The sequence below is a fragment of the Tepidimonas charontis genome (assembly GCF_007556685.1).
Classification (GTDB): domain Bacteria; phylum Pseudomonadota; class Gammaproteobacteria; order Burkholderiales; family Burkholderiaceae_C; genus Tepidimonas; species Tepidimonas charontis.
This window is the reverse complement of the sequence record NZ_VJON01000002.1, coordinates 38,299-59,213: the sequence shown is the minus strand read 5'-3', so window position 1 is coordinate 59,213 and position 20,915 is coordinate 38,299. Positions and strand designations below refer to the sequence as shown.

Genomic DNA, 20,915 nt, shown 5'->3' with positions numbered 1-20,915 from the left:
GAGGGGTGGGTGAAGCGCGGCCCGTGACGGGTTTAGATCAGGGGGGTGCGCAGCTGCGCGATGACGTCGGCGGTGGCGGGGCGCACGCCGCGCCACCAGGCGAAGCTGTCGGCGGCTTGTTCCACCAGCATGCCCACACCATCGGCCAAGCGGGCGGCGCCGCCCACGCGCGCCTGCTGCAGAAACGGCGTCAAGCCTTTGCCGTAGACCATATCGTAGGCCAGCGCGCCCGCTGCGAACACGGTTGGGGGCAGCGGCAGCGCCTGCGCGTCCAAACTGGCGGCGGTGGCGTTGATCACCACGTCGAAGGCGCCGGCGCGGACCAACTCGTCCAGACCGCTGCCGAGCAGTTCACGCTCGCCCAGCCCCAGCGCGTGAAAGGCCTGCACCAGCGCGTGCGCTTTGTCGGCGCTGCGGTTTGCCACCCACAGCAGGGCTGGGCCTGCGGCCAGCAGCGGCTGCAGCACGCCGCGCGCCGCCCCGCCCGCTCCCAGCAGCAGCACGCGGCGCGCGCGCAGGTCCACACCCAGGTTGTGGGTGAGGTCGCGCACCAGCCCCACGCCGTCGAAGTTGTCGGCGCGGCAGCGGCCATCGGTGTCGAAGGCCAGGGCGTTGGCCGCACCGGCGATGCGCGCGCGCTCGCTGACGACATCGGCGTAGGCGCAGGCCTGCAGCTTGAACGGCACGGTGACGTTGACGCCACGGCCGCCTTGGGCGCGAAACGCATCGACCGTGGGGGCAAAGCCATCCAGCGGCGCTTCGATGGCCGTGTAGGTCAGCGCCTGCCCGGTGGCCTGGGCAAACAGGGTGTGGATGCGGGGCGATTGGCTGTGGCCGATGGGGTGGCCGATCACGGCGTAGCGGTCCATGACCGCATTGTCACCGATGTCGAGGTGGTCTTTCTGCTGGGGGCTGGGCTGCGCCGGTTTAAAAGCGATCGTCAAAGCCTTTGACGGGCGGTAGCGCTGGCGTTCGCTAGCATGGCTGTTGTTCTGGCATTGCCTGGAGGGGTCCGTGTCAACCTTGCCTGTTTTGTTCGTGTCCCACGGTTCGCCGATGATGGCGCTGGAGCCGGGCGCTGCCGGTGCCGCCCTGCAGCAGTGGGGGCAGTCGCTGGCCGTGCGCGACGACCTGCGCGCCGTGGTGGTGATGTCGCCGCACTGGATGGATGCCGTGGCTGCCGTGGGCAGTCACCCCATGCCGCCCACGTGGCACGACTTCAGCGGGTTTCCACCGGCGCTGTACCGCCTGCAGTACCCGGCGCCGGGCGAGCCGGCGTTGGCGCGCACGGTCGCCGAGCGCCTGCGCGGCCGGGATCGCCACCGCCGAGGACACGCAGCGCCCGCGCGACCACGGTGTATGGTCGCCGCTGCGTTTTCTGCTGCCGCAGGCGCGCTGGCCGGTGGTGCAGGTGGCCCTGCCGTCCAATGCCGACCCCGCCGAGGTGTATGCTATCGGTGTGGCGCTGGCCGATCTACGGCAGGCCGGGGTGCTGCTCGTGGGCTCGGGCAGCCTGACGCACAACCTGATGGAGTTCTTTGGCGGCCGGCCGGCCATCGATGCGCCCGCCGATCCTTACGTGCAAGCCTTTTCGGCGTGGGTGTGGGAGGCGCTGCAGGCAGGCGATCTGCCATCGCTGCTGGACTACCGTGCCCGAGCGCCGCAGGCGATGCGCGCCCACCCGACCGACGAGCATCTATTGCCGCTGTTCTTTGCCCTGGGGGCCGCACGTTGGCCGGATGCCGGGCCGGCACCCGTGCAGGCCATCACGCGCGAGACGCAGTATCGCTACCTGTCGATGGACAGCTACGCCATCGGCTGAGTTCGCCTGGGTGGCGGCCGATTCGCGGTTAGGATACCCACTTGGTGGCGTCGTCGGTGCCGGGTGGTTCGTCGTCCTCGATCAGTGCGTCGCGCAGGGCCAGCAGTTCCATCATCACGTCGAACGGAAAGCCGCGGCGGCCGCCGCGCTGGTCATGCAGCAGGTCGTCGAAGCGCTCACGCAAGGCCTGGGGATCGTGTCGGACGGCGGCCAAGGCGTTGGCCAAGCGGGGAAACTGTGTGGTCAGCGCTTGCGGGTAATTCAGGCCCGGTACGGCACGCAGCCACGCATCGGTGTCCGGCAACAGGGATGGCGTATCGATATCGGCCATGGCCGAGCCATTATGCGCGTGCCGCCGCGCCCGCGCAAGTTCGTGTATGCGGTACGCCAGTGCCGCGCTGGTCGCTCGATATGTGCGTTTCATCGCGCGCGCATCGGGTGCGCTCATCGAGCGAGAGATTGGAGATGAATCTATCGACCCTCCTCATCACCATCGAAGTCGGTGGCACCGTCGCCTTTGCCATGTCCGGCCTGATCGAAGCCATGCGCAAGCGCATGGATGTGGTGGGCGTGGTGTCGGTGGCATTCGTCAGCGCCTTTGGCGGCGGCACGGTGCGTGATGTTCTACTCGACCGGCGCCCGCTGTTCTGGACCGAGCACGAGGCGTATGTATGGTTGGTGTTGGCGATGGGGTTGACCGCGCCGCTGTGGCTGTCGATGGCGATGCGCGAGGCGGGGGCACGCCTGATGATCGTGGCGGATGCGCTCGGGCTTGGTCTGTTTGCTGTCTCGGGCACGAGTCTTGCGCTGTCGGCGGGCATGTCGCCGTTGGTGGGTGTGCTGATGGGGGTGACGACGGCGATCGTGGGTGGGGTGGCGCGCGATGTCCTGTGCAATGAGGTGCCGCAGGTGTACCGCGACCACCGGCCCTACGCGGTGTGCGCTTTGGTCGGCAGTGCGGTTTACCTGGGCTTGGCGGCGTTGAACGTCGGCTCGGAATGGGCCAGTTTGGCGGGCGCGTTGGTGGCCACCGGCAGCCGTCTGTTGGCGGTGGCGCTGGATTGGCGGCTGCCCAGCTGGAGCCCACGCTCGCCCCAGTAAGTGCCCGCTCGCCTGGTGCCGCCAACCCAGCGGGCGCGGTGTACTCGACACCGCGCAACGGCTGGCCCAGGTCGCGTGCTCAGGCGTTGGCAAGCTCGGACATGGGCACGCAGCTGCAAAACAGATGGCGATCGCCCCAGACGTTGTCCACGCGTCCCACCGGCGGCCAGTATTTGTTGCCGGCGCCGCCGTGGGCGCGGTGGAAGGGCAGCGCCGCACCGAGTTCGCGCGGGTAGGGGTGCGGCCAGTCTTCGCTGAGGCAACGGCTGGCGGTGTGCGGGGCGTTTTTTAGCGGATTGTCGTCGCGCGGCCACACGCCCAGCTCGACGGCGCGGATCTCCTCGCGGATGGCAATCATCGCGTCGATGAAACGATCCAGCTCCGACAGCGGTTCGCTTTCGGTCGGCTCCACCATCAGGGTGTTGGCGACGGGGAAGGACAGCGTTGGCGCGTGAAAGCCGTAGTCCATCAGCCGCTTGGCGATGTCCTCGGCCATCACACCGCAGCTGTCTTTGAAGCCGCGGCAGTCCAGGATGCATTCATGCGCCACGTGCCCGTTGGCGCTGGCGTACAGCGTGGGGTAGTGCGGGCGCAGGCGGGCGCTCACGTAGTTGGCCGCCAGGATGGCGGTTTCGGTGGCGCGTTGCAGCCCCTCGGCCCCCATCATGCGGATGTACATCCACGAGATGGGCAGCACCGCGGCGTTGCCCAGGGGCGCGGCCGATACCGCACCGACCGGCGCGTCCTTGCTGGCGCCGCCCGCGTAGGCACCTGCGGCGTGCGCAGTGGCGTGGCCGGGCAGGTAGGGGGCGAGCTCGGCAGCCACACACACCGGCCCCACGCCGGGCCCACCACCGCCGTGCGGGATGCAGAAGGTTTTGTGCAGATTCAGGTGGCTGACGTCGCCGCCGAATTCACCGGGGGCGGCGGTGCCCACCAGCGCGTTCATATTGGCGCCATCGATGTAGACCTTGCCACCGTGCGCATGCACGATGTCGCACAGGGTTTTGACGCCGGTTTCGAAAACCCCGTGCGTGCTCGGATAGGTGATCATCACGCACGACAGCCGCGCGCTGTATTGCTCACACTTGGCGCGCAGGTCGTCCAGGTCCACATTGCCCTGGGCGTCACAAGCCACCGCCACCACCTGCAGGCCAGCCATTTGCGCGCTGGCCGGGTTGGTGCCGTGCGCTGAGGTGGGGATGAGGCAGATGTCGCGCTGTGCCTGTCCGCGCGCCGCGTGGTAGGCCTGGATGGCGAGCAGCCCGGCGTATTCGCCCTGTGAGCCCGCGTTGGGCTGCAGGCTCACGGCGGCATAGCCCGTGGCTTGGCTCAGCCAGGCGCGCAGCTGCTCGTCCAGCAGGCGGTAGCCTTCGAGCTGGTCGGCGGGAGCAAACGGATGCACCTGGGCGAATTCGGGCCAGGTGATGGGGATCATCTCGCTGGTGGCGTTGAGCTTCATCGTGCACGAGCCCAGCGGGATCATTGTGCGGTCCAGCGCCAAATCCTTGTCCGACAGGCTGCGGATGTAGCGCAGCATGGCGGTTTCGCTGTGATGGGTGTTGAACACCGGGTGAGTGAGATAGGGGCTCGTGCGGCGCAGCGCGGCCGGGATGAGCGGGCTGACCTCGGCGGCCAAGACGTCGAAATCGGGCTGCGTTTGGCCCGGCGCCGCAAAGACCGTCCACAGCGCCTCGACGTCGGCGCGCGTGGTGGTCTCATCGAGCGCGATCCCCACGTTGCCGTGCCCCAGGTCGCGCAGATTCATCCCCTGCTCGCGTGCGCGCGCCAGCAGCGCCGCGGTGGCCAGTCCGGTGTGCAGGCACACGGTGTCGAACGCTGTGCCGTTGGCCAGGGTATAGCCCAGGGCGCTCAAGCCGTGCGCCAGCACCGCTGTCAAATGCGCCACCCGCTCGGCGATGCGGCGCAGCCCATGCGGCCCGTGGTAGACCGCGTACATGCTGGCGACGACGGCGGGCAGCACCTGGGCCGTGCAGATATTCGAGGTGGCTTTCTCGCGCCGGATGTGCTGCTCGCGCGTCTGCAGCGCCAAGCGGTAGGCGGGTTGGCCGTGCGCGTCCACGCTGACGCCCACCAGGCGCCCGGGCAGCGAACGCTTGAACGCGTCGCGGCAGGCCAGAAAAGCGGCGTGCGGGCCGCCGGCGCCCATCGGCATGCCAAAGCGTTGGCTGCTGCCCACCACGATGTCGGCTCCCCACTCGCCCGGGGGGGTGAGCAGCGTCAGCGCCAGCAGGTCGGCCGCGACGATGAAGGCCGCGCCCTTGGCGTGCACCGTCTGCACGTCGGCGCGCCAGTCGTCGATGCGCCCGTGGGTGGCCGGGTACTGCACCAGCACGGCGAAGTAGTCGTCGCGCGCCAGTGCGTCGTGCCACGCCTCGGCGCTGGCGGTGACGAGCACCCGCAGGCCCAGCGGCCGTGCGCGCGTGCGCACCACCTCGATGGTCTGCGGGTGGCAGTCGCCCGAGACGACGATGGTCTGCCCCGGCGCCTTGACCGAGCGCCGCGCCAGCGTCATGGCTTCGGCGGCGGCGGTGGCCTCGTCCAGCATCGACGCATTGGCGATGTCCATGCCGGTGAGGTCGGAGACCATGGTCTGGAAGTTGATCAGCGCCTCCAGGCGCCCCTGGGAGATTTCGGCCTGGTAGGGCGTGTAGGCGGTATACCAGGCCGGGTTTTCCAGGACGTTGCGCAGGATGACGGTGGGGGTGTGGGTGCCATAGTAGCCCTGGCCGATGAAACTGCGCAGCAGGCGGTTTTTTTGCGCGATGGCCTTGAGCTCGGCCAGCGCCTGGGCTTCGCTGGCCGCAGGCGGCAGCGCCATGGCGCGCGCGCGGGCGATGGCGCGTGGCACGATGCCTTCCACGAGCGCTTGGCGCGAGGCCTCGCCAATGGCGGCGAGCATGCGCTGCTCGTCTTCTGGCGTGATGCCGATGTGGCGAGCGATGAATTCACCGGCACCGTCGAGCGCCGGCACGACAGACGTGGTCATCGTGGGGCTCCGATTACTGCGTCAACTGACCGTAGGCCGTCTCATCCAGCAGGGTGTCGAGCTCGGCGGGCTGGCTCAGGCGCACTTTGAAAAACCAGCCGGCGCCCAGCGGGTCGCTGTTGGCCAGGGAGGGGTCGGCACGCAAGGCTTCGTTGACCTCGATCACTTCGCCGCTGACGGGCATATAGACGTCGGCGGCGGCTTTGACGGATTCCACCACCCCGGCGACATCCTTCTGTGCATACGTCTTGCCGACTTCGGGCAACTCGACGAAGACCACGTCGCCCAGCGCGTCCTGCGCGTGGTGGGTGATGCCGACGGTGCCGACGTCGCCTTCGACGCGGATCCATTCGTGGTCGGGGGTGAATTTCAGGGTCATGGCTGGCTCCAGGAGAAGAGGGTCGGAAAGAAAGGCGTCGGGTCGTCCACGCTGCCGCGTGCACGCCCATCAACCGCGGTGGTAGCGCGGGGGCACGAAAGGCAGCGCCGTCACCGTCATCGGCACCGGCCGGCCACGTACGATGGCGTGTAGCACCGTGCCGACCGCCGCGTGCGCACTGGCCACATAGCCCATGGCGATCGGCTGGTCGAGCGTGGGCGACAGCAACCCGCTGGTGACCTGGCCCACCGCCTCGCCGGCCGGCGTGTGCAAGGGCGCTGGCTCACGCACCGGCACGCGCTCCTGCGCGATCAGGCCCACGCGCAGGCGCTGCAGCGGTGCGCTGCCGTCGAGCTGGGCCAGCACGCGCTCGGCGCCCGGAAAGCCGCCCGCGCGCGCGCCGCCGCGCCGGCGCACTTTCTGAATCGCCCAGCCCAGCGCCGCTTCGGCCGGCGTGGTGGTGGTGTCGATGTCGTGGCCGTGCAGACACAGGCCCGCTTCCAGGCGCAGTGAATTGCGTGCGCCCAGGCCGATCGGCTTGACCTCGGGCTGCGCCAGCAGCGCCTGCGCGAAGGCGGTGGCGGCGTCGCCCGGCACCGAGATTTCGAAGCCGTCTTCGCCGGTGTAGCCGCTGCGCGTGACGTAGAGGTCGGCGCCTTCCCAGGTGGCGGGCATGCCGGTCATGAACACCAGACGCTCGACCCCGGGCAGCACGCGTTGCAGCGCTTGCACGGCCAGCGGCCCCTGCAGCGCCAACAGTGCGCGCTCGGGCAGCGGCTCGACGTGGCAGCGTTGTCCGATGCGTGCTTGCAGGTGGGCGATGTCGGCGGCTTTGCAGGCGCCGTTGACCACCAGCCACAGGTCGTCACCGCGGTTGACGAACATCAGATCGTCCAGAATGCCGCCATCGTCATTGAGCAGCAAGCCGTAGCGCTGGCGGTGCAGGCCCAGCCCCAACACGTCCATGGGGATCAGCGTCTCGAGCGCGGCGGCGGCTTGCGCACCGTGCAGCCGCACCTGCCCCATGTGTGAGACGTCGAACAGTCCGGCCGCTTGCCGCGTGTGCTGGTGTTCGCGCAGCAGCCCCTGCGGATATTGCACCGGCATGTGGTAGCCGGCAAACGGTACCATGCGCGCGCCCAGCGCCAGGTGCAGGTCGTACAGCGGGGTTTTGCGTAAGGTGTCGGTGGCAGCGGACATGGGCGATGCTCCAGAAGGTGGCAACATCCGGCCTCCCGACGACGGGGAGCCGGGGCACACCTGCTGTCCGCTTTACCTGAGAGATTCACGCCATCGCGCCGCCAGCTCGGCTGCCATGGCATTTGCTCCTTCGGTGGGTGCGGCCCCCGAACGGGCCGACCGGTGGGTCCAGCGGTCGTCATGACCCTGCACCGCACCGCGGCCCCGCTGGGCGCGCGACACCTCTCTCCAGCAGGCAAGCGCCCGCACGCGAGCGCTGCATCAGTCCTTTTGCCTGAGCGTTCGGCGGTGGGCCTGCGCCTTCGGCGGCCGCTGGGCGGGCTGCAGTGCGTGCCTGCAAGCCCGGGCTGGCTCTCTCCTGATGAACCGCATTGTAGCGGCCAGACGTGCGCGGTGTCAGGTCCGGCCCGCGCAGTCGTTCACGGCGCGCGGTGTGCGGCCGCGTCTGCACGCTCGTTCACATACCGGCGTAGTTGGGGCCACCGCCGCCTTCGGGTGTGACCCAGACGATGTTTTGCGTCGGGTCTTTGATGTCGCAGGTTTTGCAGTGCACGCAGTTCTGTGCGTTGATGACGAGTTGCGCTGCGCCATCCTTTTCGACGAACTCGTACACGCCAGCCGGGCAGTAGCGGCTCTCTGGCCCAGCGTACTGGGCCAGATTCACCGCCACCGGGACGCTCGGGTCCTTCAGCGTCAGGTGCGGCGGTTGGTTTTCCTCGTGGTTGGTGTTGGAGAGGAAGACACTGCTGAGGCGGTCGAAGGTCAGTACCCCGTCAGGCTTGGGGTAGCGGATCGGCTCGACCTGGCTGGCGGCATGCAGGCGCGCGTGGTCCGGGGTGTGTCGGCGCACGGTCCACGGCGGGCTTTGGATGCCGAGCTTGGGCAGCAGCCAGTGCTCGATGCCGGTCATCAGCGCGCCGATGGTGTTACCTTTTTTGAACCAGGATTTGAAGTTGCGCGCGCGGTGCAGCTCCTGGTACAGCCAGCTTTGCTCGAAGGCGGCCGGGTAGGCCTGCAATTCGTCGTGCTGGCGGCCGGCTTGCAGGGCCTCGAAGGCGGCCTCGGCGCACAGCATGCCGGTCTTGATGGCGGCATGGCTGCCTTTGATGCGCGCGGCGTTCAGATAGCCCGCATCACAGCCGACCAAGGCGCCGCCGGGGAAGACCGTTTTGGGCAGGCTCAGCAGGCCGCCCGCGGTGATGGCGCGTGCGCCGTAGCCGATGCGCTTGCCACCTTCGATGTGCGCGCGAATGGCCGGGTGCGTCTTCCAGCGCTGCATCTCCTCGAAGGGGCTCAGCCACGGGTTCTGGTAGTCCAGTCCGACGACGAAGCCCAGCGTGACCTTGTTGCCTTCCAGGTGGTACAGAAAGCCGCCGCCGTAAGTATGCTCATCCAGCGGCCAGCCAGCGGTGTGTACCACCAGCCCGGGTTTGGCTTTTTCCGGTGGAATCTCCCACAGCTCCTTGATGCCGATGCCGTAGGTCTGCGGATCTTTGCCCTCGTCGAGCCGAAAGCGCGCGATGAGCTGTTTGCCCAAGTGCCCGCGCGCGCCTTCGGCAAATACCGTGTATTTGGCGTGCAGCTCCATGCCAAGCTGGAAGGCCTCGGTGGGCTGGCCATCTTTGCCCAGCCCCATGTGGCCGGTGGCCACCCCTTTGACGGCGCCCTCGTCGGTGTAGAGGATCTCGGCGGCGGCGAAGCCCGGGAAGATTTCCACCCCCAGGGCTTCGGCCTGCTCGGCCAGCCACTTGGTCACGGCTCCCAGGCTGATGACGTAGTTGCCCTCGTTGTGGAAGCACTCGGGCAGCAGCCACTGCGGGATGCGCAGAGCACCGTCGGCTTCCAAAAACAGGACCTCGTCGGCGGTGACGGGCTGGTTCAGCGGGGCGCCGCGCGTCTTCCAGTCGGCAAACAGTTCGGTGAGGGCGCGCGGGTCCATCACCGCCCCCGACAGGATGTGTGCGCCCGGCTCGGAGCCCTTCTCCAGCACACACACGCTGACCTCGGCGCTGCGCTCGGCCGCCAGCTGCTTGAGGCGGATGGCGGTGGCCAGGCCGGCCGGGCCACCGCCAACGATGACGACGTCGTACGCCATGGCCTCGCGCGGGCCATACTGTTCGATCAGATGCGCGGGCGTTTGCATGGGGGTCGGTCCTCCGGGTGGAGCGGCGCATCGCGGCTGCCGCTGTCAGATGGGTGTCAGGGTGGCGCGAGATTGTAGTCGGCGCTGTCGCACAATGTTTGTCAAGCCATTGACACGAAAGCCATCATCATGCGACTGGAACTGCCTGCCGAGCGAAGCCTCGTGCACACCATGACGATCCCCATTCGGTGGGGCGATATGGACGCCATGGGGCACGTCAACAACACCATCTATTTTCGCTACATGGAGACGGCGCGCCTGCAGTGGATGGACGAGTGGGGCATGCCGGCCAATCCGCGCGGGCAGGGCCCCGTGATCGTCAACGCTTTCTGCAATTTTTTGCGCCAGCTGCAATACCCGGGGGAGGTGATCGTGCGCAGCTACGTCGGTGCGCTGGGGCAGCGCTCGTTCGACATGTTTCACGAGATGAGCCGCAGCGACGACCCCGGTACGGTGTACGCGACCGGGGGCGCCACCGTGGTGTGGGTGGATTTTCCGGCGCAGCGCTCGCAGCCGCTGCCCGATGTCTTGCGTCAGCGCTTGGCAGCGGGCTAGGCGGGGCCCGCCGTGTGGGCCGCGGCACGCCAGCGCGGCCATTCGTTCAACGTGTTTTGGGGATGCGGCCAATCAGGTAAAACTCCGGATTGGGCACCATGCCGCTGAATGAGGCCATCCGGTTGGACAGACCGAAAAAGGCGGTGATGGCGGCGATGTCCCAGATGTCTTCGTCATCGAGCCCATGAGCGTGCAGGGCAGCGAAGTCGGCTTCTTCGATTTCGTGCGAACGCTGGCACACCTTCATCGCGAAGTCCAAGATGGCACGCTGGCGCGGCGTAATCTCGGCTTTGCGGTAGTTGACGGCGACCTGGTCGGCGATCAGTGGTTGCTTTTCGTACACGCGCAAGATGGCGCCGTGTGCCACCACGCAGTACAGGCATTGATTGGCGGCGCTGGTGGCCACCACGATCATCTCGCGTTCGCCCTTGGTGAGATTGGAACTGCGCCCAACGGTCTCGGGCATCATCAGCGCATCGTGGTAGGCAAAGAAAGCACGCCACTCCGCCGGCCGGCGGGCGAACATCAGAAAGACATTGGGTATGAAGCCGGCTTTTTCCTGTACCTCCAAGATGCGCGCGCGGATGTCGTCAGGCAGGGTGTTGAGGTCGGGCAGCGGGTAGCGATGGCTCATCGGGTGGCTCCTCGAAGAAGGCGTCGGCGTGGCCCACGGGCCGTCGAGACGAAGTGGGTGGGCACACGGCGTGATGCGACTCCAGTGCGGACGAGGACAGCCGCAACGGGCACCTGCGGCGACACGATATCGTACGTGGATCTGCGGGGCACCCCATCCGAGCGCCCTCGAGCGCCGCTCAGTCTTCATCGAGCGAAGCGCTCCAGCGTGCGTTCCAGCTCGGGCGTGCCTGCCCCGCACGCTCCCACGCTTGCAGGCGGCGCCGGTCGCGCTTGGTGGGGCGACCCTGGGTCAGGGTGGCAGCAGGCTCTGGGGCCAGGCGGCGCTGCTCGGCCCAGCGCTCGCGCGCCGCCAGCGACTCCGGCGTTTCCTCGTAGAGCAGTGCCGCTTGGGCGGCCGGCCCGCGCACGCGGCTCAAGCCCCGCACGATCACGGTGCGCCAGACGTCGCCCGTGCGCAGGCGCAGCGTGTCGCCCACGCGCGGCTCGCGGCTGGCCTTGGCGGCAGCATCGTTGACCCGAACCCAGCCGCGCTCGATGGCCTCGGCCGCCAGCGCGCGCGTTTTGTAAAAGCGTGCGGCCCACAGCCACTTGTCGAGCCGGATGCGGTCGGACGTGGCGTCGTCACGGGAGGATGGTCGCTGGGCTGACATGATCGATTCGACAGAGCAGTCGATGACCCTGAGGCAAGCAGGCGTGCGGCCTGCGTCGCTGGCGCATTAGGCGCTGGCCCCCATGGCCAGCGCCCGCTCGCGCGTAGCCTGGGCGGCAGCGGGGTCGGGTGCAACCGTGGTGGGCCAACCCGCCAGATGCCGCTCAGCGATATCGGCCAGTGCCCGCAGCCAGGCCGGATCGTCGTTCAGGCACGGGATGTAGTGAAAGGTGTGCCCGCCGGCGGCGAGAAAGGCGGCGCGCGCTTCCAGGTTGATTTCTTCCAGTGTTTCGATGCAGTCGCCGGTAAAACCCGGGCAAATGACATCGACGCGGCCCACCCCTTGCCGGGCCAGCGCCACCAGCGTCGGCTCGGTGTAGGGCTGCAGCCATTTGGCCCGGCCAAAGCGAGATTGGAAGGTCACCACGTACTGCTCGCGCGCCAAGCCCAGCGCTTCGGCCAGCAGGCGGCCGGTTTTGTGGCATTCGCAGTGGTAGGGGTCGCCGCGCAGCAGCGTGCGTTCGGGCATGCCATGAAAGCTCATCACCAGCCGCTCGGGCCGGCCATGTTGCGCCCAGTGCGCGCGCACCCGTTGGGCCAGCGCGCCGATGTAGCCCGCGTCGTCGTGGTACTGGTTGACGAAGCGCAGCTCCGGCACCCAGCGCAGCTGGCGCGCCCATTCGTAGACCGCGTCGAAGGCGCTGGCGGTGGTGGCGGCGCAGTATTGCGGGTACGCGGGCAGGATGAGGATGCGGGTGCAGCCGGCCGCCTTGAGGGCGTCGAGTTGGTGCCGGATGGCGGGCTCGCCGTAGCGCATGGCCCAGCGGACCGTGACGTGGTGACCCCGCTCGCCGAGCAGTCCCTGCAGATAGGCGGCTTGGCGCTCGGTCCAGACCTTCAGCGGCGAGCCCTCTGCCGTCCAGATGGTGGCGTACTTGGCGGCCGACTTGGCCGGCCGCACGTTGAGGATGATGCCGTGCAGGATCAACCACCAGATCGGGCGGGGGATTTCGACCACACGCGGATCACCCAAAAATTCCGCCAGATAGCGGCGCAGTGCGGCTGCCGTCGGGGCAGCCGGGGTGCCCAGGTTGACCCACAAAATGCCGGTGGCGGCCGTCTGGCCATGCGAGTAGGGGGGCTCGGTGCGCATGCTCATGCGCTATTCTCGCCCAGGGGCCAGCGGCGTGCAGCGCGCCCCGTAATGACCAGCGTGGGCAACCGGTTGACCGCGCGCCGGTCGATGTCGTGTCGATTCGTTCAAGGAGTGGCTCGTGCTGACGATTTACGGTATTTTCGCCTCGCGCGCCGTGCGCCCGTTGTGGGCCGCGCAGGAGCTGGGGTTGTCTTACACCCATGTGCCCACCCCGTATCAGGGCGGCGCCACGCGCACGCCCGAGTTTTTGGCGCTCAACCCCAACGGGCATATTCCAGTGCTGGTGGACGAGCGCCCCGAGGGCCGCGTGGTGGTGTGGGAGTCGATGGCCTGTGCGCTGTATCTGGCGCGGCACCATGGTCGCGGCGATGGCAGCGACATCGCGCCGGCCAATCCGGCTGAAGACGCCGAGGCGTTGCGCTGGGCGTTTTGGGCCATGACCGAGCTGGAGACCGATGCGCTTGCCGTGTTGATGCACCGCATCGGTTTGCCGCCGCAGCGGCGTGACGCTGGCAGACTGGCCGTGGCAGAACAGCGCTTGCGTGGGCCGTTGGGCGTTTTGGACGCGCACCTGGCGCGGCAGGCCGAGCACGGCTGTGCGTACTTGGCTGCCGAGCGCTTCACGATCGCCGATCTGTGCGTGGCCTGCGTTGCCAACTGGACCCGTCCGTCGCACGAGCTGATGCATGCCTTCCCCCATGTGCACGCCTGGGTGCAGCGCTGCCATGCGCGCCCGGCGTATCAGACGCTGAAGGCTGCTGACAAAGCGGCGGCGGCCGCCAGCCCGGAGCGCACTGCGCCTTCCAGCGTGGCGGGGTAGGGGCCGTCGATCGCGTCGCCCGCGGCCATCAGGCCGGGTGCGATGGTGGCAGGCGGTCGCTGCAGTCCAGCGGTGCAGGCGAAGGTGGCGCGCTTTTCGATCACCGTCAGCAGCGGCTCGGTGTGGGCCAGTCCGAGTTGCGTGCGGGCTTGCGCCTGTACGGCGCGCGTCAGCGCTTCGCGGTCGGTGGCCAGTGCGGGTTCCGGGGCGCTGGCCACCCACGCCAGATAGGGCGACGGCGCCCCCATGCGCCGGTGCCAGAACACGAACTGGGCCGGTGCCGACGCCGGGTCGCTGCGCAGCGCCAGCAGTGGCGCTGTTGCCGGCCAGCGCCACTGTGGCGGTGGGCGCAGATAGACGGTGGCAATCGGCAGATGGGTCAAGGCGCGCGCGCTGGCGCACCAGCGTCGAATGGGGTCTTCGTCGGCGCCCAGCGGTGCCAACAGGCGCGCTGCCTCCCACACCGGGCAGGCCAACACCACGGCGTCACTGGATAGGGTCGTGCCGTCGGCCAGCCGCACCTGCCAGCGCGCATCGGTATCACCGTGCTGCAGCGCCACCGCCCGTGCGCCCGTCAGCGGCCGCGCGCCGCGCCGCCGCAAGGCCGCAACAGCGGCGTCGGGCAGCAACGCGCCCAGGTCCACCCGTGGCACCAGCAGGTCGCTGGCCGCATACGGCGGTGGGGTACTGCCCAGCAGCGCATCGTGCAGCACGCGCAGAAAGACGGCGCCACTGGCCTGCGCCGGTGGGGTGTTGAGCGCGGCCACGCACAGCAACTCGAACAGCTCGCGGCGCACGCGCTCGGGCAGCGGCGCGCACAGGTCGGCCACGGTGGTCGCGGGCGTACAGGCAAAGCCTTGGCGCTGCCAGCGCAGTGTCACCTGCAGCGTCGCCAGCCGCTCGCGCAGGGTCCAGCCGCGCGCGCCCAGTAGCCCCACTGCCACCGCCAGCGGGGCCAGGGCGGCGGGCAGGTGCGCGCCCCAGCGCGGCAGCGCCACGCCATCGCCCTGCGGGGTGCGCAGCGTCAGCGGCAGGCGCTGCACACACGCTTGCGGCACCACGCCCAGGCGTCGTAGCAGTCCGAGGGTGGCGGTGTAGGCGCCGATCAGCAGATGTTGGCCATTGTCCAGAAACCAAGCGGCGCCATCGGCGTCACGTACGGTCAGTCGCCGCGCTCGGCCACCCCAGTGGCGCGCAGCCTCCAGCACGGTCACCTGCCAGCCAGTGTCAGCCGCGGCGACAGCCGCAGCCAGCCCCGCCCAGCCACCGCCGACGATGGTCAGCCGCCGTCCACTCACAGCCGCCCCAGTGCCTGCACCTTCCACGCCAGCCAAAATTTGCGCAGCGGTGTCAGCGCCACACGCTGCGTCAGTACCAAGCCGGGCTCGCGTGCGATCTCGCGCAACAGGGTGCGGTAGATGCTGGCCATCATCAGCCCCGGCTTTTGCGCGCGTCGGTCGGCCAGCGGCAGCAGGGCAACGGCCTCGTCATAGGTGGTCAGCGCTCGCTCGATCTGAAAGCGCAGCAGCGCGTCAAAGCGCGCTGCAAAATCGGGCCCGGCGCCGATGCCACGCTTCAAGATCTCGTGCGCTTTGACGCCGAAGCGCTGCAGTTCGTCGATGGGCAGGTACAGCCGCCCGCGCAGCGCGTCTTCGCCGACGTCGCGAATGATGTTGGTCAGTTGCAGCGCCAGCCCCAAACGATGGGCGTAGGCGGTGGTGCCGGGGTCGGTTTGCCCGAAGATACGCGCCGACACTTCACCCACCACACCAGCGACCAGATGGCAGTAGCGCTGCAGGGCCGCAAAGTCCAGGTAGCGGTTTTGGTGCACGTCCATCTCGCAGCCGTCGATGATGTGCCACAGCGGTTCGGGTGTCAGTCCAAAGGCGCCGATGTGCGGCTGCAGAGCTTGCAGCACCGGGTGCTGCGGGCGGCCCTGTGCGGCAAAGGTCAGCGCCACCTGCTCGCGCCACCAGTGCAGTTTGGTCTGCGCTACCTGCGGGTCGTGCGTTTCATCGACGATGTCGTCGATTTCCCGGCAAAACGCGTAAAAAGCGGTGATGGCGGCGCGACGCGCGGGTGGCAAAAACAAAAACGCATAGTAGAAGCTGCTGCCGGAGGCGGCAGCGCGCTCCTGGACGTAGGCCAGCGCGGTGGCCGGCACTGCCGTGGAAGGGGACCCCGTGGGGGCAGGAGAACGATTCATGGCACGGGACTCCGCGGTCGGCGCGTGGCCCGCATGGTCAACACGTACAAGGGGGGAATCACGAACAGCGTCAGCGCGGTGGACACCAGCAGCCCCCAGACGATGCTGGAGGCCACCGGCCCCCACAGCAGGCTGTGTCCGCCCAGACCAAAGGCCAGCGAGATCAAGCCGCCGATGGTAGTGGTGCTGGTGATGAGCACCGGCACCACGCGCCGCCGCGCCGCCCACAGCGCGGCGTGGATGATGCCCATGCCGGCGCGCAACCGCTCGTTGGCGGCGTCGATGAGAACGATGGCGCTGTTGACGGCGATGCCGGTCAAAGCGATCACACCGTACAGGGTGTACAGCGACAGCGGGTTGCGGGTGACGGCCAGCCCGATGGCCACGCCGGCAAACGCCAGCGGCACCGTCACCAAGATCAACAGCGGCTGCCCGTAGCTGCGGAACTGCGCGGCCAAAATCAAATAAATCAAACCGACGCCGAGCAGGAAGAGCTGCTGCATCGCGCCCAGGCTTTCTTCGATGTCTTCCAGCTCGCCCGAAAAATCGAGGTCGATGCCGGGGTGCTGCAAGTGCAGCGTCTCCCAGGCGGCGCGGATGCGGCGGTTGGCTTCGGCGGTGTCGAGTACCTCTTTGTCCAAATTGGCCTCCACCGTGATAGCGCGGCGCAAATTGTGGTGGCGGATGAAACCGCGCACGGGCTCGATGTCGGCGTGCACCAATTGGCCCAGTTGGGTGACCTGCCCGTTGGGCAGGGCCACCGGTGTGCGCAGCAGCGCCATCGGGTCGGGCAGGGGCTCGGGGGGCTCGGGGTGGCGCACGCGCAGCTCGATTTTGTCGCCGCCGTCGCGTGTGAACGCCACCACCTCGCCGTCGATGGCCAGGCGCACCAGGCGCGCGGCCTGGGCCGCAGGCACGCCCAGGGCGCGCGCGGCCTCGGCGTCCACCTGCAATCGCAGTTGTGGCCGGCCGGGCACGTTGTCGTCTTGCACGTCGCGTGCGCCGGGCAAAGCGGCAATGACCGCCTTGAGCGCGTCCGCCGCCGCTTGGATGCGCTCGAAGTCGTCGCCGCGTACCTTGACGCTGATGGCCTTGCCCGCCGGTGGCCCGCCCGACAGCAAGGTGAAACTCTTGCGTCCCGGGCCCGGAAGGTTTTCGATGTCGGCGCGCATGGCCTCGACGATTTCGCGCACCTCCCGGCTGTCGGGGGTACGCGGGTTGAGCGACACGAATACCTGCCCGTAATGGTCCCCATAGACCGGTTCGGTCTCGGTGAATTTCAGCCCCGCGGTGGAGGTGACGGCACGGGCCTCGTGCCCGGCGGTGGCGTCACCGACGCCGCGCAGGCGCGCGCGCACCGCCTGCTCGACGCGCTCGACCTCGGCCAAGGTGTCCTCCAAAGTGGCGTTGGCGGGCATGTCCACATTGACGTAGAACGCGCGCACCGGGTCGAAGGCGAAAAATTGCACCCGCACTACGCCAGTGACCACCAAGGCGCCGGCGCTGGCCATGATCAGCACGGCGACGGCCAGAAAGAGACCGGGGCGCCGCAACACCACCGCCAGCGCCTGCCCGTAGCGTAAGCGCAGCGCGCGGTTGAAGCGTTGGCGCCAGGCCTGCACGCGCGACGGCCGATCCAGCCGCAGCCGCAGCATGCTCACGTGCACCGGCATCATCCAGAACGCTTCCGTCAGCGAAATGAGCAGCGCCAGCGTCACCACGAACGGGATGACGAACATGAATTTGCCGACGATGCCCGGCAGCAGCATCAGCGGCAAAAACGCAGCCAGCGTGGTGGCCACCGACGCCACCACCGGCTTCCACACCTCGGCAATGCCCTCCAGACTGGCTGCCAGCGCGGCCTGCCCGCGCTCGATGCGATAGTAAATGGCTTCCACCACCACCACCGCGTCGTCCACCAACATGCCCAACGCGATCACCACGCCCAACAGCACCGAGATGTTGAGCGTGTAGCCCAGCCAGTGCAGCACCGCGAACGTGCCCAGCAGCGAAAACGGAATGCCCAGCGCTACCAGCACGCCGATGCGCCAGCCCAGGAACAGCCAGCTCACCGCCAGCACCAACAGCATGCCGTACAGAGCGTTGGTCTGCATGACGTCGATGGCCTCGCGCGTGGGGATGGTCTGGTCGTCGGTCAGCGTCAGGCGCAAGCCCAGCGGCGCCAGCACCGCGTTTTCACGTTCGATGTAGGCGCGGATCGATGCCAACAAGGTCAAGGTGTTGGTGCGTGCTTTTTTGGTCAGCGCCAGCGAGATGGTGGGCTGGCCATCCATCGAGGACAGTTGGCTGGGCTTGGCGCGCGCGCGCTCGATGCGCGCCACGTCGCCCAGGCGGGCGTGCACGTCGCTGCGGCCGGCCGCCGTCACCGGCAACTGGGCCAATACCTGCGGGTCGAGCGTGACGCCACGGACGCTGACCGACCACAGCCCGTCGGTCGTGCGCAGAGCGCCGGCTGCGGTGTCGCGCCACCAGGCGCGCAGGGCATCGGCGACGTCGGCGCTGGTGAGCCCGCGCGCGGCCAGCGCGTGCGGGTCGGGACGCACCAGCAGCTCCGGGTCGCGCAGGCCCGAGGCGAACACTTGATCCACACCCGCCAGCCGCTCCAGGTCGGTGCGGATACGCCGACCCTCGCGCCGCAGCACTTCATCGTCGGCTTGGCCCGCCAGCCGCAAAATCGCCGTGGGAAAGCCGTTGGAGGTGGAAATCTCCAGCACGCGCGGCTCCTTGGCCGTCTCGGGCAACTCGGCGCTGGCCTTGTTCTGGATCTCGCGCCGCAGGTCATTCATGCGCTTGTCGAACGTGCGATCGTCGATGTCGCGAAAACGCACCAGCATGCTGGAGACGTTTTCGCGGGAGCTGGAAATAACGAAACGCACGTCGGCCACACCCTTGATCGCGTCTTCCAGCGGATCGGTGACCAAACGCTCGACTTCTTCGGCGCTGGCCCCAGGCAGCACCGTGGTGATGTTGACCCAGTTGAAATTGATCTCGGGATCGCGCTCGCGCGGCAGGCTGAGGTAGCCCAGCAGGCCGAGCGCCATGACCACCACGAACGCGATGTTGGCCAGCGGATGGTTGGTGATGAGGGCGCGCAGCAGCCGCATGGTGCGTCCTCAGGGTTGATGCGGTGCCGCCGCGTCGAGCACGCGCACCGGCTGCCCCGCCTGCACGGCCTGCTGTCCGCGCACGATGATGCGCGCATCGGCCGGCAAATCCACCGGCGCCGCACGGCCTTCCTGGGCGGCGGGCAGCGGCACCCAGCGAGCGCGCGGCGGCTGCGCGCCATCGTCCACGACGAACAGGCCCAGCGTATCGCCGCGGCGCACCAGCAGCGCGGGCGGCACGTGCGGCTGGGCGCTGCGCCAGCGCAGCTCGCCATCGCTGCCGGGCAGCAGCTCGGTGGCGCCCAGCACCGCCAAGCGCACCGTCTGCAAGCGCGTGCCGCTGGCCACCGCGCCGGTGGCGCGCAGCCAGCGCAACGGTACGGTTTGGCCGTCGCGCGTCACCAGCTCGGCGTCACGCGCGTTGCGCAGATCACGGGCGTCGGCGGGGCTCAACTGGGCTTGCACCTCGGGCGCGCGCAACTCGGCCAGCACGAACAACGGCGTGCCGGTCGCCACCACCTCGCCCTGCTGGGCCAGGCGCTGCATCACGGTACCGGCAAAGGGCGCCCGGATCACGGTCTTGCTGAGCTGGTGTTCGGCGCTGCGCCATTGGGCGTGCGTGTTGGCCACCTCGGCGCGCTGCAGCGCCACTTCGGTTTCGCGTTGGTGCAGCGCCTCCGGCGACAAAAAGCCTTGCGCCTGCAGCTCGCGCGCGCGCCGCAGCTGGCTTTCGGCCAGCGCCAGGCGCGCCTGGGCGGCCTCCCAAGCGGTGCGCGCACGCTCGCGGGCCAGCGCGAGGTCGGTGGCGTCCAGCTGCGCCAGCGCTGCGCCGGCCGCTACGCGCTGCCCGACGTCGGCAAACCAGCGTTCGATGCGCCCGCTGACCTCGGCGCTGATGCGCGCCTCATTGCGCGGCAGCAACTGGGCCGGCGCACTGCGCAGTGGATATTGCCGCACGCTGGACCAGGCGGCGGTCGAAACCAACGCCGGCGCCACCGTGGGCGCTGCGTTGTCCGCAGAGCGGGCGCTGCCCGTGCTGCTGGCCCAAGAAGCGCTGAGCCAGCCCAGCGCACACGCCAGCACCGCCAGCCGTGGCTGGCGCAAAAATCGAATGCATTTCATGTCGTTGACGAATGAAAAACCGGGTCGGGAATGGTCACTGCGGGCGCACGGGCGTGGCGTCGATGGCGCCACAGGCTGCGCCACAGCAGCGCTGGGGCATCGGCCCAACGCAGCCGCGGGCGCTGCTGCCACGTACGTCCCCCCGTGCGCTCGATGCGCTCGGCGATGCGCCAGCCCCCCTCCAGGACCAGACGCAACTCCCAGCCGAAGCGTCCACCGACGCGCTGCGGCAGCGGCCAGCCGCGTGCCAACAAAGCGCGACCCGAGGCAGCCAGCTCGCGTACCGCGCTGGCCAGCCGGGCGGGGTCCCACCGTTCGGGGGGCTGCGCCGGGTCCAGGCCGTGGCGGCGCAGTCGCGCGTCACTCAAATAACAGCGTCCGCGCGCCAGGTCGATGCCCACGTCCTGCGCCATGTTGATGAGTTGCAATCCACTGCATATCGCATCGCTCTGCGCCACCGAGGCGGCGTCGTGCACCCCGGCCAAATGCAGCAGCATCCGCCCCACCGGCTGCGCCGAGCGGCGGCAGTACGCCAGCAGTTCGGCGTCGTCGCGCCAGCGTCGCCCACTGGCCTGCCAGCGCACGTCCTGCTCGAAGGCGTCGAGCAGGTCGAGTAAAGGGGGCAGCGGCAGCTGGTGGCGCTGGCGCGCCTGCGCCAGCGCTGCCAGCATCGGCGCGGCGGTGGATGCCGCCGCGGTGGGGGCGTTCCACAGGGCCATGACCTGCACCCGCAGGGCCTGCAATGCCGCCAGTCGTTGCGCTGGCGGGGCGCGCCCCTCGTCGGCCAAATCGTCGGCCGTGCGCGCAAAGGCGTACAGCGCACGCACGGCATCGCGCCATGCCGGCGGGCACAGCCAGGATGCGACGGGAAAATTTTCAGGGTGGTCGACGCCGTGGATGAACGCCATGTCGCGATGGTGCCACAGCTGAAGCGGCCACCGTGGCCATCCGGGTTTGCCCGCGCACTGCCCGCCAGGCGTTCGGTGCACAA

At 68.8% G+C, this 20,915-nt stretch carries 17 protein-coding genes, 1 pseudogene and 2 riboswitches; of the genes and pseudogenes, 4 read left to right on the top strand and 14 right to left on the bottom strand.

The features are described 5' to 3' along the window. Positions 1 to 32: 32 nt before the first annotated feature. The gene (aroE, locus tag Tchar_RS01060) at positions 33 to 869 is read right to left on the bottom strand and encodes a shikimate dehydrogenase (protein ID WP_144327245.1); all 837 of its coding nucleotides are present in this window, start codon (positions 867 to 869) and stop codon (positions 33 to 35) included. Between the two features lie 187 nt (positions 870 to 1,056). On the opposite strand from aroE, the pseudogene Tchar_RS01055 reads away from it, so the two are divergent. Beyond that, a pseudogene (locus Tchar_RS01055) lies at positions 1,057 to 1,822 on the top strand (DODA-type extradiol aromatic ring-opening family dioxygenase). Positions 1,823 to 1,850: 28 nt separating this feature from the next. Here the strand turns inward: Tchar_RS01055 and Tchar_RS01050 are convergent. Then, on the bottom strand, positions 1,851 to 2,153 hold the full coding sequence (locus Tchar_RS01050; protein ID WP_144327244.1) for a hypothetical protein: 303 nt from the start codon (positions 2,151 to 2,153) through the stop codon (positions 1,851 to 1,853). A gap of 134 nt (positions 2,154 to 2,287) precedes the next feature. Here Tchar_RS01050 and Tchar_RS01045 point away from each other — a divergent pair, with 134 nt between their 5' ends. Beyond that, on the top strand, positions 2,288 to 2,923 hold the full coding sequence (locus Tchar_RS01045) for a trimeric intracellular cation channel family protein (RefSeq protein WP_144327243.1): 636 nt from the start codon (positions 2,288 to 2,290) through the stop codon (positions 2,921 to 2,923). Between the two features lie 79 nt (positions 2,924 to 3,002). Here Tchar_RS01045 and gcvP read toward each other — a convergent pair whose 3' ends face one another. From gcvP to Tchar_RS01025, 4 genes are all read right to left on the bottom strand, one after another. Continuing rightward, entirely contained in the window at positions 3,003 to 5,933 is a 2,931-nt protein-coding gene (gene gcvP, locus Tchar_RS01040) for an aminomethyl-transferring glycine dehydrogenase (RefSeq protein ID WP_144327242.1), read from the bottom strand. Between the two features lie 13 nt (positions 5,934 to 5,946). Further along, on the bottom strand, positions 5,947 to 6,312 hold the full coding sequence (gene gcvH / locus Tchar_RS01035; protein WP_144327241.1) for a glycine cleavage system protein GcvH: 366 nt from the start codon (positions 6,310 to 6,312) through the stop codon (positions 5,947 to 5,949). A 69-nt stretch (positions 6,313 to 6,381) separates the two neighbouring features. Further along, positions 6,382 to 7,512 carry a glycine cleavage system aminomethyltransferase GcvT gene (gene gcvT, locus Tchar_RS01030; RefSeq protein ID WP_144327240.1) on the bottom strand — a complete coding sequence of 377 codons (1,131 nt, stop codon included), beginning with the start codon at positions 7,510 to 7,512 and terminating at the stop codon, positions 6,382 to 6,384. A gap of 53 nt (positions 7,513 to 7,565) precedes the next feature. Beyond that, positions 7,566 to 7,754, bottom strand: a riboswitch (glycine riboswitch). 10 nt (positions 7,755 to 7,764) lie between these two features. Continuing rightward, a riboswitch (glycine riboswitch) is annotated at positions 7,765 to 7,883 on the bottom strand. Between the two features lie 86 nt (positions 7,884 to 7,969). Continuing rightward, on the bottom strand, positions 7,970 to 9,655 hold the full coding sequence (locus Tchar_RS01025) for an electron transfer flavoprotein-ubiquinone oxidoreductase (protein WP_144327239.1): 1,686 nt from the start codon (positions 9,653 to 9,655) through the stop codon (positions 7,970 to 7,972). 129 nt (positions 9,656 to 9,784) lie between these two features. Between Tchar_RS01025 and Tchar_RS01020 the strand changes: the two genes are divergently transcribed. Beyond that, positions 9,785 to 10,210 (top strand): acyl-CoA thioesterase, encoded by a 426-nt coding sequence (locus Tchar_RS01020; RefSeq protein WP_144327238.1) that lies wholly within the window; start codon positions 9,785 to 9,787, stop codon positions 10,208 to 10,210. A 46-nt stretch (positions 10,211 to 10,256) separates the two neighbouring features. Here Tchar_RS01020 and Tchar_RS01015 read toward each other — a convergent pair whose 3' ends face one another. From Tchar_RS01015 to hemH, 3 genes are all read right to left on the bottom strand, one after another. Then, positions 10,257 to 10,844: a peroxidase-related enzyme gene (locus tag Tchar_RS01015; RefSeq protein ID WP_144327237.1), complete on the bottom strand. Its 588-nt coding sequence runs from the start codon at positions 10,842 to 10,844 to the stop codon at positions 10,257 to 10,259. A gap of 178 nt (positions 10,845 to 11,022) precedes the next feature. Continuing rightward, the gene (locus Tchar_RS01010) at positions 11,023 to 11,496 is read right to left on the bottom strand and encodes an RNA-binding S4 domain-containing protein (protein WP_144327236.1); all 474 of its coding nucleotides are present in this window, start codon (positions 11,494 to 11,496) and stop codon (positions 11,023 to 11,025) included. A 66-nt stretch (positions 11,497 to 11,562) separates the two neighbouring features. Further along, entirely contained in the window at positions 11,563 to 12,654 is a 1,092-nt protein-coding gene (gene hemH / locus Tchar_RS01005) for a ferrochelatase (RefSeq protein ID WP_144327235.1), read from the bottom strand. Between the two features lie 115 nt (positions 12,655 to 12,769). Between hemH and Tchar_RS01000 the strand changes: the two genes are divergently transcribed. Further along, positions 12,770 to 13,471: a glutathione S-transferase family protein gene (locus Tchar_RS01000; protein WP_144327234.1), complete on the top strand. Its 702-nt coding sequence runs from the start codon at positions 12,770 to 12,772 to the stop codon at positions 13,469 to 13,471. Here the strand turns inward: Tchar_RS01000 and hpnE are convergent. Genes hpnE through hpnC form a run of 5 tightly spaced genes read right to left on the bottom strand, consistent with a single transcriptional unit; the run spans position 13,393 to position 20,832 of the window. After that, complete coding sequence (gene hpnE, locus Tchar_RS00995) at positions 13,393 to 14,769, bottom strand: hydroxysqualene dehydroxylase HpnE (protein ID WP_144327233.1); 1,377 nt, start codon at positions 14,767 to 14,769, stop codon at positions 13,393 to 13,395. The two genes, Tchar_RS01000 and hpnE, sit on opposite strands and share 79 nt — an antisense overlap. Beyond that, on the bottom strand, positions 14,766 to 15,677 hold the full coding sequence (gene hpnD, locus Tchar_RS00990) for a presqualene diphosphate synthase HpnD (protein WP_144327232.1): 912 nt from the start codon (positions 15,675 to 15,677) through the stop codon (positions 14,766 to 14,768). Before hpnD ends, hpnE begins: the two co-directional genes overlap by 4 nt. Then, complete coding sequence (locus tag Tchar_RS00985) at positions 15,674 to 18,802, bottom strand: efflux RND transporter permease subunit (protein ID WP_144327231.1); 3,129 nt, start codon at positions 18,800 to 18,802, stop codon at positions 15,674 to 15,676. The genes hpnD and Tchar_RS00985 overlap by 4 nt, the downstream gene beginning before the upstream one ends. Positions 18,803 to 18,811: 9 nt before the next feature. Next, on the bottom strand, positions 18,812 to 19,924 hold the full coding sequence (locus Tchar_RS00980; protein ID WP_144327230.1) for an efflux RND transporter periplasmic adaptor subunit: 1,113 nt from the start codon (positions 19,922 to 19,924) through the stop codon (positions 18,812 to 18,814). Continuing rightward, the gene (gene hpnC, locus Tchar_RS00975; protein WP_144327229.1) at positions 19,921 to 20,832 is read right to left on the bottom strand and encodes a squalene synthase HpnC; all 912 of its coding nucleotides are present in this window, start codon (positions 20,830 to 20,832) and stop codon (positions 19,921 to 19,923) included. Before hpnC ends, Tchar_RS00980 begins: the two co-directional genes overlap by 4 nt. Positions 20,833 to 20,915: the final 83 nt, after the last annotated feature.